Source organism: Lysobacter sp. MMG2 (assembly GCF_016735495.2).
Classification (GTDB): domain Bacteria; phylum Pseudomonadota; class Gammaproteobacteria; order Xanthomonadales; family Xanthomonadaceae; genus Lysobacter_J.
Genome location: NZ_JAERQY020000002.1, coordinates 562,947 through 574,919, shown reverse-complemented (window position 1 = coordinate 574,919; position 11,973 = coordinate 562,947). Strand labels below are relative to the sequence as shown.

General features: G+C 66.9%; 12 protein-coding genes. 5 read left to right on the top strand and 7 right to left on the bottom strand.

What is annotated here, in order from left to right; genetic code table 11:
- Window positions 1–76 precede the first annotated feature (76 nt).
- Window positions 77–877 carry a cobalamin-binding protein gene (locus JI752_RS10675; RefSeq protein WP_345777342.1) on the top strand — a complete coding sequence of 267 codons (801 nt, stop codon included), beginning with the start codon at window positions 77–79 and terminating at the stop codon, window positions 875–877.
- Window positions 878–1,118: 241 nt separating this feature from the next.
- Here the strand turns inward: JI752_RS10675 and JI752_RS10670 are convergent, their stop codons facing one another.
- Genes JI752_RS10670 through JI752_RS10660 form a run of 3 tightly spaced genes read right to left on the bottom strand, consistent with a single transcriptional unit; the run spans window position 1,119 to window position 3,176 of the window.
- Complete coding sequence (locus JI752_RS10670) at window positions 1,119–1,595, bottom strand: DUF4426 domain-containing protein (RefSeq protein ID WP_216963535.1); 477 nt, start codon at window positions 1,593–1,595, stop codon at window positions 1,119–1,121.
- 13 nt (window positions 1,596–1,608) lie between these two features.
- On the bottom strand, window positions 1,609–2,460 hold the full coding sequence (proC, locus tag JI752_RS10665; protein WP_216964293.1) for a pyrroline-5-carboxylate reductase: 852 nt from the start codon (window positions 2,458–2,460) through the stop codon (window positions 1,609–1,611).
- Between the two features lie 56 nt (window positions 2,461–2,516).
- Window positions 2,517–3,176, bottom strand: a complete 660-nt coding sequence (locus JI752_RS10660) for a YggS family pyridoxal phosphate-dependent enzyme (RefSeq protein ID WP_216964291.1) — start codon at window positions 3,174–3,176, stop codon at window positions 2,517–2,519.
- A gap of 147 nt (window positions 3,177–3,323) precedes the next feature.
- Between JI752_RS10660 and JI752_RS10655 the strand changes: the two genes are divergently transcribed.
- Both JI752_RS10655 and JI752_RS10650 read left to right on the top strand, forming a co-directional pair.
- On the top strand, window positions 3,324–4,361 hold the full coding sequence (locus JI752_RS10655; protein WP_216963531.1) for a type IV pilus twitching motility protein PilT: 1,038 nt from the start codon (window positions 3,324–3,326) through the stop codon (window positions 4,359–4,361).
- A gap of 130 nt (window positions 4,362–4,491) precedes the next feature.
- Window positions 4,492–5,661: a PilT/PilU family type 4a pilus ATPase gene (locus JI752_RS10650; RefSeq protein ID WP_216963529.1), complete on the top strand. Its 1,170-nt coding sequence runs from the start codon at window positions 4,492–4,494 to the stop codon at window positions 5,659–5,661.
- Between the two features lie 61 nt (window positions 5,662–5,722).
- Here JI752_RS10650 and JI752_RS10645 read toward each other — a convergent pair whose 3' ends face one another.
- From JI752_RS10645 to JI752_RS10630, 4 genes are all read right to left on the bottom strand, one after another.
- Window positions 5,723–7,174 (bottom strand): DUF1254 domain-containing protein, encoded by a 1,452-nt coding sequence (locus JI752_RS10645; protein ID WP_216963526.1) that lies wholly within the window; start codon window positions 7,172–7,174, stop codon window positions 5,723–5,725.
- A gap of 40 nt (window positions 7,175–7,214) precedes the next feature.
- Window positions 7,215–8,327 carry a DUF1254 domain-containing protein gene (locus tag JI752_RS10640; protein ID WP_216963523.1) on the bottom strand — a complete coding sequence of 371 codons (1,113 nt, stop codon included), beginning with the start codon at window positions 8,325–8,327 and terminating at the stop codon, window positions 7,215–7,217.
- A 68-nt stretch (window positions 8,328–8,395) separates the two neighbouring features.
- Window positions 8,396–8,965, bottom strand: coding sequence for a DNA-3-methyladenine glycosylase I (locus tag JI752_RS10635; protein ID WP_216963509.1), 570 nt, complete (start codon window positions 8,963–8,965; stop codon window positions 8,396–8,398).
- Window positions 8,966–9,127: 162 nt separating this feature from the next.
- Complete coding sequence (locus JI752_RS10630) at window positions 9,128–10,828, bottom strand: Zn-dependent hydrolase (RefSeq protein ID WP_216963506.1); 1,701 nt, start codon at window positions 10,826–10,828, stop codon at window positions 9,128–9,130.
- 85 nt (window positions 10,829–10,913) lie between these two features.
- Here JI752_RS10630 and JI752_RS10625 point away from each other — a divergent pair, with 85 nt between their 5' ends.
- Entirely contained in the window at window positions 10,914–11,480 is a 567-nt protein-coding gene (locus tag JI752_RS10625) for a YqgE/AlgH family protein (RefSeq protein ID WP_216963503.1), read from the top strand.
- Window positions 11,480–11,971 (top strand): Holliday junction resolvase RuvX, encoded by a 492-nt coding sequence (gene ruvX / locus JI752_RS10620; protein ID WP_216963500.1) that lies wholly within the window; start codon window positions 11,480–11,482, stop codon window positions 11,969–11,971. Before JI752_RS10625 ends, ruvX begins: the two co-directional genes overlap by 1 nt.
- The last annotated feature ends 2 nt before the right edge of the window (window positions 11,972–11,973 follow it).

Sequence of the window (11,973 nt, the reverse complement as noted above, 5' to 3'; positions counted from 1 at the left end):
CTGCGCAGCCCGCCGACGCCGCGCACTTCTTCGATGAAGCCGAGCGCGTGGTGTGTTTCCGCAAGCAGGTGGCATCGTGACGCACGGACCGCGCCGCATCGTCTGCCTCACCGAAGAGCCGACCGAAACGCTCTACGCGCTGGGCGAGCAGGACCGCATCGTCGGCATCAGCGGTTTCACCGTGCGGCCCGCCGTCGCGCGAAAGGAAAAGCCCAAGGTCAGCGCGTTCACCAGCGCGAAGATCGGCGAGATCCTCAAGTTGAAGCCGGATTTCGTGATCGGGTTTTCCGACATCCAGGCCGAGATCGCCGGCGAACTGATCCGTCATGGCGTGGAAGTGTGGATCAGCAACCATCGCAGCGTGGACGGCATCATCGACTACGTGCGGCGCCTGGGCGCGCTGGTCGGCGCGGCCGATCGCGCGAACGCGTACGCGGACGAGTTGCGGCGCGGGCTCGATGCGATCCAGGCGCAGGCCGCCGCGTTGCCGTGCCGGCCGAAGGTGTATTTCGAGGAATGGGACGAGCCGCTGATCAGCGGCATCCAGTGGGTCGCCGAGCTGGTGCGCATCGCCGGCGGCGACGACATCTTTCCCGAACGCGCGGCCGAGTCGCTGGCGAAGCAGCGCATCCTGGAAGATCCGTCCGAGGTGGTCCGGCGTGCGCCGGACATCGTGCTGGGTTCGTGGTGTGGGAAGAAATTCCGGCCCGAGAAGGTCGCCGCGCGCGAAGGTTGGGACGCGATTCCCGCGGTGCGCGATGGCGAGCTGCACGAGATCAAGTCGCCGATCATCCTGCAACCGGGCCCGGCGGCGCTGACGGATGGCGTGCGGGAGATTGCGCGGGTGATCGCGGCGTGGGGTGCGCGGCGGGGGTGAGGGTCCGCTCCGCCTCGACCGTCATCCCGGCGAGGGCCGGGATCCAGGCTGTCGCGTCATCTGCTGCATTTCGTCATTCCAGCGGAGGCTGGAATCCGTGAGGTGACGTGGTTCACCTGCGAGGGGGGGCGAGCGTTACGGGCCTGGGTCCCGGCCTTCGCCGGGATGACGGCTTCGGAGACGCTTTCCCGATTCCCGATTCCCGATTCCCGATTCCCGATTCCCGATTCCCGGCCTCCCACTACCGCGGATAAAAATCGCGCGTGAACTGCATCTGCGACGTTGCGCCGCCTTCGCGGACCACCGTTGCGTCGAAGCGCACCGTGTCCGGCGGCGAGATGTCGATCGTGCCGACGTAATCCAGCAAGTCGCCGCTGCGCAGCTCGCGCATCTCGATGGGGTGCTGACGTCCGCGCAGGTCGGTGGCAGTGGCGGTGATGCGTGCGGGCAGGGCGGTTTCCTGCGCGTCGCTGCCCTGGCGCACGCCGATCAGCAGCATCACCGTGTTGTCCGCGCGGGCGATGCCGTACTGCGTGGCGATCTGTTCGGACAAGGTGGCGGTGGGAATGGCGCTGGCGCGGATGGTCACGTCGCCGATGCGGCTGACGGCTTCCTGCGAGGCCGCCGCGCTGCCCGACGACGGTGCCGGCGGTGCGTTGCCGCCGCAGGCGACGAGCGTCGCGGCGCACATCAGGGAAAGGGCAAGGGCATGGCGCATGGGGTCGCTCCGTTCAATCGTTGGCGGCGGAGAGCTGGCGGCCGCGCTCGGTCGCGGCGGCAATCGCGCGTGCAACCAGATCGCGGAAACCGCCCGCTTCGAAGGTTTCGATCGCCGCCTGCGTGGTCCCGCCCGGCGAAGTGACGCGCGTGCGAAGCACGTCGGCGGGCTCGTCCTGGCGGGTGAGCATGGTCGCCGCACCGAGCAGCGTCTGTTGCACCAATGCGCGTGCGGCTTCGGGCGGAAGTCCCTGCGCGATGCCGGCGGCCTGCATCGCTTCGGCCAGCAGGAACACATAGGCCGGGCCGCTGCCGGACACCGCGGTGACGGCATCCATCAGGTGTTCGTCTTCGATCCACACCGTCGGGCCGACCGCCTCCAGCAGCGCGCTCGCGCCCGCACGTTGCGCCGCATCCGTCCTGGCATTGGCGAACAGCCCGGTGATGCCGGCGCCGAGCAGCGCGGGCGTGTTCGGCATCGCGCGCACGATCGGCAGTCCGCCGCCCAGCCAACGGTCGAGCTGGCCGGCCGTGATGCCGGCGGCGATGGAAATCACCAGCGGTCGCTGCGATTGCGCCAACCCGGCAAGCGCCGTGCAGACCTCGCGCATGACCTGCGGCTTGACCGCCAGCACCCACACGCCGGCGCCTTCGGCGGCACTGGTCGCATGGTCTGCGCACGCCACGCCGAAGTCGCGCTGGAGGGCGTCGCGCAGGGCCGGCACGGGTTCGGCGACGCGGATCGCGTCGGCAGGACGGCCGCGCGCGACCAGTCCGCCGATGAGGCTGCGGGCCATGTTGCCGCCGCCGATGAAGGCGATGCGGTCGGAAGAAGGCGAGGGGCTGGAGTGGCTCATGCGCGGCAGGATAGCAACCCGTCCGGCCGCGACTGTTGTGGCCGGGGAACCGGTCTGGTTCCCCGTCACGCCGGGTCGGGCGGGTCCTTGCGCGGACGCGCCCCGAACAGCGCCGTGCCAATGCGCACCATCGTCGCGCCCTCGGCGATGGCCACGGCGAAGTCGTCGCTCATGCCCATCGACAGCGTGTCCACGCCCGGATGCCCCGCGCGCAGCGCCTCGAACAGCGCACGGGTGCGGCGAAAGGCGCCGCGGCGCTGTTCGGGGTCGGGGTGCGGAGTGGGGATGACCATCAGCCCGCGCAGGCGCAGCCGCGATTGCGCGGCGATGGCCTGCGCCAGCGCCGGGACATCGTCCGGCTGGCAGCCGTGCTTGCTGGCCTCGTCGTCGATGTTGACCTGGATGAGCACGTTCAGCGGTGCGCGGTCGGTGGCGCGATGGCGGGCGAGCGCCTCCACCAGCTTGGGCCGGTCCACGGTCTGGACCCAGTCGAACTGGGCCGCCGCCTCGCGGGCCTTGTTCGACTGCAGGTGGCCGATCAGGTGCCATTCCAGGCCGCGGTCGGCCAGGGCCGCCTGTTTGGCGGCGGCTTCCTGGACGTAGTTCTCGCCGAAGGCCCGTTGGCCGGCATCGGCCAGTTCCGCGACGGCGGTCGCATCCTGGGTCTTGCTGACTGCGAGCAGGCGCGGCTCTGGCCTGCCGCTGGCATCGGCAGCGTTCTTCAGTTGGAGCAGGATGTCCTCAAGGGCGCGCGCGCGCACGTCTCAGTTCCCGTCGAAAGTGGTGGAAATAAGGCAAGGGGTGAGGGCTATACTGCGGTCCAGGGGTACTTCCGTTCCACCGTTTCACTCCAGCAGTGCAGGGGAGCACGCATGGATATCGCCGAACTTCTGGCGTTCTCAGTCAAGAACAAAGCTTCCGACCTGCACCTGTCCGCCGGCCTGCCGCCCATGATCCGCGTGGACGGCGACGTGCGACGCATCAACATCCCGGCACTGGACCACAAGCAGGTCCACGCGCTGGTGTACGACATCATGTCGGACAAGCAGCGCCGCGACTACGAGGAATTCCTCGAAGTCGACTTCTCGTTCGAGATTCCCGGCCTGGCCCGCTTCCGCGTCAACGCATTCAACCAGAACCGCGGTGCCGGTGCGGTGTTCCGTACGATTCCCTCGGAAGTGCTGTCGCTGGACGACCTGGGCTGCCCGCCGATCTTCCGCGAGCTGATCGACCAGCCGCAGGGCCTGATCCTGGTGACCGGCCCGACGGGTTCGGGCAAGTCGACCACGCTGGCGGCGATGCTCGATCACATCAACAAGAACGAATACGGCCACATCCTCTCCGTCGAGGACCCGATCGAATTCGTCCACACCTCGCAGAAGTGCCTGATCAACCAGCGCGAGGTGCACCGCGACACGCACGGCTTCAACGAAGCGCTGCGCTCGGCACTGCGCGAAGACCCCGACTACATCCTCGTGGGCGAATTGCGCGACCTGGAAACCATCCGCCTGGCGCTGACCGCCGCGGAAACGGGCCACCTGGTGTTCGGCACGCTGCACACCTCCTCGGCCGCCAAGACGGTGGACCGCATCATCGACGTGTTCCCCGCCGGTGAGAAGCCGATGGTGCGCTCGATGCTGTCCGAATCGCTGCGCGCGGTCATCTCGCAGGCGCTGTTGAAGAAGGTCGGCGGCGGTCGTACCGCGGCGTGGGAAATCATGGTCGGCATCCCGGCCATCCGTAACCTGATCCGCGAGGACAAGGTCGCGCAGATGTACTCGGCGATCCAGACCGGCCAGAACTACGGAATGATGACCCTCGACCAGCACCTGCAGGACCTCGTCAAGCGCGGCCTGATCCTGCGTCCGCAGGCGAAGGAATACGCGAAGGACAAGCGGTTGTTCGAGTGATTCCGGGAGTGGGGATTCGGGATTCGGGATTCGTAAAAGCCGTGGAGCGTGATCGGGTCGGGAAGCACGAGCGTTTGCTCCTGCAAATCCCCTACCCCGAATCTCGAATCCCGGCCCAGGGGAGCAATGCATGAACACCAGCACCAACGGCACCGCGTCCGCCGCCACCGGCGGCAGCATCGACTTCACCTCGTTCCTGAAGCTGATGGCGCATCAGAAGGCTTCGGACCTGTTCATCACCGCCGGCATGCCGCCGTCGATGAAGGTCCACGGCAAGATCGCGCCGATCACGCAGAACCCGCTGACGCCGCAGCAGTCGCGCGACATGGTGCTCAACGTGATGAACCCGCAGCAGCGCGAGGAGTTCGAGAAGACGCACGAGTGCAACTTCGCCATCGGCGTGGCCGGTGTCGGCCGCTTCCGCGTGAGCTGCTTCTACCAGCGCAACCAGGTCGGCATGGTCCTGCGTCGCATCGAGACCAAGATCCCGACGGTCGAAGAACTCAACCTGCCGCCGGTGATCAAGACGCTGGCGATGACCAAGCGCGGCATCATCATCTTCGTCGGCGCGACGGGCACGGGTAAGTCGACCTCGCTCGCGGCGATGATCGGCTACCGCAACCTCAATTCGACCGGCCACATCATCACCATCGAAGACCCGATCGAGTTCGTGCACAAGCACGAGGGCTGCATCATCACGCAGCGCGAGGTCGGCATCGACACCGATAGCTGGGAAGCGGCGCTGAAGAACACGCTGCGCCAGGCGCCGGACGTGATCATGATCGGCGAGGTGCGCACGCGCGAGGGCATGGACCACGCCATCGCCTTCGCCGAAACCGGTCACCTGGTGCTGTGCACGCTGCACGCCAACAACGCCAACCAGGCGATGGACCGCATCATCAACTTCTTCCCGGAAGACCGCCGCCAGCAGCTGCTGATGGACTTGTCCTTGAACCTCAAGGGCGTGGTCGCGCAGCAGCTGATCCCGACGCCGGACGGCAAGGGCCGTCGCGTGGCGATGGAAATCCTGCTGGGCACGCCGCTGGTGCAGGACTACATCCGCGACGGCGAGATCCACAAGCTCAAGGAGCTGATGAAGGAATCCGTGCAGCTGGGCATGAAGACCTTCGACCAGGCCCTGTTCGAGCTGTACCAGGCCGGCGAGATCTCTTACGAGGACGCGCTGCGCTACGCCGACTCGCAGAACGAAGTGCGCCTGCGCATCAAGCTCGCCCAGGGTGGCGACGCGAAGACGCTGGCCGCGGGTCTGGACGGCGTGGAAGTGGCGGAAGTGCGCTGAGCCGGACGTTCGCCGGCAGACAAAAAGCCCCGCGATTGCGGGGCTTTTTTGTGGCGCTGCCTCAGCGCGTGGTTTCTAGCGGCGGCCGTGTCCAGGTGCGGTCGATCACCTCGGGCTTGGGGCTGTAATTGCGCAGGATCGCGTAGAACGGGCCGTCCGGTGCGGGCAGCCAGTTCGCTTCCTTGTCCTTGCCGGGCGATGCATGCTGCAGGTACAGCGTGATTCCGCCGTCGGCGTCGCGCTTGAGCGAACCCAGCATCGGTGAGTTGATGAGATACCGGTTCAACGGATTGTCCACCAGCAGCTTGGTCGGGCCGTCGTACATCGTGATCGACCAGAACGCGTTCGTCGGTGGCAGCCCGTCCTTGGGGAAGCGCAGCGCGTAGTCGTGCCTGGAAGCGTCCAGGGGCTGGCCCTTCGCGTCCACCAGATAGCCCTGGTAATCGGCCTCGGACGCCGAATTGCCATAGATGCCCTGCTTGGCACCGGCGAAGCGGTACAACGCGTTGCCCTTGAGGTGCGCGCGCGTACCGAACATGTCGGCGCTGCGCACCTTGTCGGTGCTCATCTGCGTGGCGGCGAAGTTCTCGAACTCCTTGTTCGCATCACCGATGCCATCCAGCAGGGCCTGGCGCATCGCGGGAGACAGCGCGTTTTCGTCGAACGGCTTGCCCGGCACCACGCCGATCTTCGCCAGCCGATCGCGCAACGCGGCCTCGCTGTCGTCCAGCGGCGCATACGGCAGCAGGAAGGAGAGGTAAGAGAAGAAGCCCACGTCGTTGGCCTTGCGCGCGTCGTACGGCGGGAACTGCACCGCCGGCGGCGCGGCCGGGGCGGGCGTGCCGGCGAAGGCGCTCAGCGGCTGCACCTTGTACTGCGATTGCAGGCGTTTGACGTTGTCCAGGTCCTTGGGATCGAACAGCTGCGTGCGGAACAGCGCGTAGGCGAACGGCGTCTCGGAGCGGATCACCTTGTCGACACCCTTGGGCGTTTCGCCTTTCCAGTCGGGGCCTGCGATGAGGAAGTTGCCCGCCTTGCCCTTCGTCAGCGCCTGGTTGATGTAGTCGAAGTTGAACGTGTACAGGTCGATCAGTTGCACGGAGAAATAGCGCTTGTCGCCCATCGCGGGAATCGACAGCACCAGCGGCTCGGCGCGCAGGTCCATCCACAGGAACGAGTACGGCGTGTCCGAATTCGGCGTGATGATCGCCGTGTCCTTGGGCGTGGCGACGTTGGCCGAATGGCCGATCTGGTTCAGCGGTGCATGGAAGTTGGGCCCGCCCTGGTCGAGGGCCTGCTGGTAGAGCGTCTTGTAGTTCTCCACCAGCGGGTAGCCCCAGATGTACGCGTCCTTGGCGATGGCGCGCGCTTCATCGGCGGTGGGTTCACCGGCTGCCGCCGGTGCGCTGGCCGGCGCGCCGGCAGCGGGCTCCGTCGGGGTCTGGCGGTTGCAGGCAACGAGGGCGAGGCACAACGCGGCGCTCGCGAGGAGCGGCATCGTCAGGCGGTTCATCGGACAACTCCCGGGACGTGGTCGGAGGCGAAACGCGCGGTCAGGACGCGGGCACCGCTTCCGGGAATTTCCACTGGCCGTTGAGCACCTCGGCCCGCGGGCGATACAGGCGAACCAGGTAATTCCAGCCCGGTGTGATCGGCAGGCAGTTGGGGACCTGTCCGTCGCAACCGCCGAACTGGATGCGCACGGAACCGTCGTCGGCCTTCTTCGCCGTGAGGTTGTTGAGCGAGTACGCGTTCTGCGGATTCGGGTCGAAGAATCCCTTGGCGTTGTAGACCGTCACCGACCAGAACCCATCCACTGGCACGTCCTTCACGTCGAGGTGGTAGACGGTGGAGCCGTCGTTCTTCGCCGGCACGAAGTTGAGGTAGGTGGCGTCCTTGGCGGGATTGCCGCCCCATGCTGTGGCCAGGCCGATCAGGCGGCGCACCGGATCCACATCCTTCTTGCTGCCGAACATGTTGTTCTTGTCGGGCAGCGTGTCGCCGAGCACGGTCAGCGCGTCGGTGAGTTTTCCAAGGCTCACGGTGTCCCACTTGGGAACGTCGAACGTGCCGGGACCGCCCGGCTGGCTGATCTTCACCGAATCCTGCAACGCGTGCACGGCCTTCAGGTCTTCCGGGTTGTTCGGATCGACCAGGATGCGCAACGCCGCGAGCGCGTAGCGCGTGCCGATATCGGACTTGCGCAACGTGTAGGTGCCCGGCTTGTAGGCAACCATGTGCGTGTACTGGTCTTCATCGAACACCTGCATGGACATGAAACGCTTGCCCGGGTCCGGCAGCGTGATTGTTACGGGCCCCGCGTCCAGGTCGAACACCGCCGGCGAGTAGAGCGTGTCGCGGTTCTGGCGGATGACGATCTGCTTGTCCAGCGGCGAGAGTTCGCGGAAATGGTTGAACTTGCCGAAGCCGTCCTTCACCACGCCTGCGAAGGCGAGGTCGGTGGCGGCGCGGCCGTAGTTGTCGGCCGTGACGGGGACCGAACCGGGCGCGGGCGTCGCCGCCGGTTCGCTGGCCGGCGCTGCGGCCGGCGCGGGTGCCGGTGCGGCGGTATCGGCGGCGGGCGTCGGTGCGGTGGGCGGCTGCTCGCGCTGGCATGCGGCGAGCAGGGTCGAACCGATCAGCAACGCCGGAAGCGAAATGCGCATGGCCGTCCTCCGTGGAAACGAACAGCGGAAATGCGCCCGGCGACGTGGACGGGATGTGAAGGCCTCGCTCAGAGTTTGCGGCGCCAGGCCGGATCCAGCGGCGGCTTGAGCTTGAGGATCGTCTTCTGCGCCGGGCAATCGTCGCGGTGCGCGCCGGGCAGGTAGCCCAGGCTCATCAGGAATTCGTTGGTGATCTCGCCGCCGGTGAAGCGGAAGGTCTTCTTGAACAGCTTGATCCAGCCGGCCTTGTCGCGGCGCTTGCCGGATTCGTCGAGCAGGTGCGCATCGAGCCACTGCGCGAAGCTTCCGTGCGACTTGCGCAACTCGCGGATCACTTGTGCGTTGTGGATCGCCGCATCGACTTTCAGACGGTTGCGGATGATGCCGGCGTCGTTGAGCAGACGCTCGCGATCCTTGTCGCCGTATCGGGCCACCTTGTCGACGTCGAAGCCGTGGTACGCCTTCCGGAATCCGTCGCGCTTGCGCAGCATCGTTTCCCAGCTCAGGCCGGCCTGGTTGATTTCCAGGATCAGGCGCTCGAACAGCACCGCCTCATCGCGTTGCGGGAATCCGTACTCGGTGTCGTGGTACGGGCCGTGGAGCGGGTGGCCGGGGGCGTAGTCGCAGTAGCCGGACATGGCGTTCGGGTTGCCTTCTGGAAGAAATGAGTTGCACCGTTCGCCACGAGCGTAGGCGCCAAGCACCGACGTCGAAGGGTGAACGGGCCGGACACCACGCGGGCCCGTTCGTCCTTCGACTTCGCGCCTGCGGCGCTACGCTCAGGACGAACGGTGGTCGCGTCAGCGCGCTTGCGTGGAGCGATACTCCTGCAGCCCCAGCGTCTCCAAGCCCTGTTCGAAGCGGATGTCCACCGGAATCTTCGCGTCCTTCAACCGCGCAAGGTCCGCCGCCAGTTCCGGCTTGATCACGCCCATCGTCTCGGTCATGCGCTTGGCCTCGGCGTAATCGCCGTCGCCCTGCACGGTGAGCAGCTTGGCGCTGAGCGCGTTCATCGCCTCGCGCATCTTGTCGAAGTCGACGCGGTAGCGGCCGTCGGCGTCGCGAGTGAATGCGCCATGCTCGGCGAAGAAGTTGAAGCGCACCATGTTCGCCTTGCCGTGCGCGTCGCTCGCACCGAAGCGCACCGAACGCAGGATGCCGGCGAGGAAGGTGACGTAGCCGTCCATCAGCTTGCTTTCGTCGAGTTCACCCTGGCGGCTGAGCGCGTCGATCATGTACAGCCCGAGGATGTCGGCCTTGCCTTCCTCGAAGCTGGAGGCGTACTCCTTCAGCGCCTCGTCCACCGTGCCCTTGCCGTCGAGCGTCTTCTTGATGCCCAGGCCGTGCGCGACTTCATGGAACATCACGTCCTCGAAGAACGCATCGAACGTCACGTGCTTGAGCTGGTCCTTGGCGATGAGCTGGTTGGCGATCGGCACCAGGATGGTGTCGAACTTCGCCTTCATCACGTTCTCCAGCTGCAGGCGGCGCGTGCCCTTCTTCAGCTGCACTTCCTCGTCGTTGGGCAGGTTGATCGCGATGGTCTTGCCGCCGACGTTGGCGTTGCCGCCGTAGTAGACGACCTGGTAGGCGTTGAGGTCGGCGTCGGAGCCGGGCATCTCGGCCTTGTACTTCGCGTCCACCGGCAGGCCCTTCTGCAGCGCGGGCAGGAAGCTGGCGAAGCGCGCGAGCTTCTGGCTCCACTCCACGTCCTTGATCAGCACCAGGCCTTCGTAGGCGGCCTTGTAGCCGAACAACTGATCTTCGTACGTCTCGATCGGACCGATGACGATGTCGACCGGATTGGTCTTCATGTCCATCCAGGCCATGTCGCTGGGGCGGAAGTCGTCGCTCAGCAACGCCTCGGCGCGCATGTTCAGGTAGTTCGCGAACGATTTGTCGGCGCTGAGCGCGGCGGCTTCGCGCAGCAGTGCGGCGATGCGCTCCAGGTCCGCCTTGTAGGCGACGTGGTAGGGCACGGTGACGAGCTTGCCGTTCTCGCGGCGCAACAGCGTGTAGTTGGAGGTCTTGTCGGGCAGTTGCGCCGCTTCGAACTCGGCCTTGGTGATATCGGCCGGATAGAACGGGCCGCCCGGCGGACGCGGGCCTACGCCGTCGATGAAGGGCGTGTCCTCGTTGAGGCGATCCCACGGGCCGAAGTTGATTTCCGCCAGCTCGCGCGTGGCCGCATCGGGTGCGCGCGCCAGCAGCGCGGCGCGGTCGCCTTCCCAGGATTGCTTCCAGTACAGATCGTTGGTGAGCTCGCTGGCTTCCACCAGCTTGGCGATCATGCGCCGGGTGTTCTCGTCGAAGCGCGAGAGATCGGCCTTGAGCGGTACGACGGCGTAATCGCCGGCGTGCGCGGCGGCATACGAGGCCGCAGCGGGGGCGGGCGTGGCAGGCTGCGAGGCCGCTTCGGGCGGCGTGGCGCGCTGGCAGGCGGCGAGGGCGAGGACGGCGAGGCAGGCCAGCCCGAGCGGGCGCGATGGGAACGAAGGCATGGCGGCACGAGGGCAGGGGAAAGTCGCCATCCTACGCCCGCCCGGATGCGGCACGCATCACGCGGCCCGCGATAGAATGCGACCCATGTCCGTAACGCCCACACCTCTGGCCAACCAGCTGCTGATCGCGCTGCCGGCGCTCGCCGATTCCAACTTCGCGCGCAGCGTGGCGTTGATCTGCCAGCACGATTCGGACGGAGCGATGGGCATCGTGGTCAATCGCGCCTCGGAGTACACGCTGGGCGAAGTCCTCGGCCAGATGGGCCTGGAAGGTGGCGACGAGTCCATGCGCGCGCAGCCCGTGCTCGCCGGCGGCCCGGTGCATCCCGAGCGCGGTTTCGTGCTGCACGACGGCGGCATGCAGTGGGATTCCACGATGGCCATCACCGAGCACCTGTTCCTCACCACCTCGCGCGACATCCTGGAAGCGATGGCGCGCGGCGAAGGCCCCGACAACGCGATCGTCGCGCTGGGCTGCGCCGGGTGGGGCTCGGGGCAGCTCGAGCACGAGCTGACCGAGAACGACTGGCTCACCGCACCGGCCGACGCCGAGTTGCTGTTCGAGCTGCCGCTGGATGCGCGCTGGCAGGCTGCCGCCGGCCGCATCGGCGTGGATTTCGCGCACCTGGCCGACTACGCCGGTCACGCCTGATGGCTCCGAGCGACAAGTCCCACATCCGACGCGACGGCACCGTCCTGGGTTTCGACGTCGGCGCGCGTCGCATTGGCGTGGCGGTCGGAAGTGCATTCGGCCACGGCGCGCGCGCGCTGGCGGTGATCGACGTGCACGGCCATGGCCCGGACTGGGCGTCGATCGATCGCCTGCGCAGCGAATGGCGGCCCGACGGCCTGATCGTCGGCGACCCGATGGCGCTGGACGGCGGCGACCAGCCGATCCGCCTGCGTGCGCATGCCTTCGCGCGCGAACTGGCGCAGCGCTACAACCTGCCGGTGGTGCTCGTGGACGAACGCATGAGTTCGATCGAGGCGGCGCAACGTTTCGCCTCCGATCGCGCCGAGGGCCGCAAACGCCGGCGCGATGCGGAAGCGCTCGATGCCGTCGCGGCCGCGGTCATCATCGAACGCTGGCTTGCCGCACCGGACGAAGCCCTCGACCTTTCCGACCTCAACACTCCGTCTTAGAA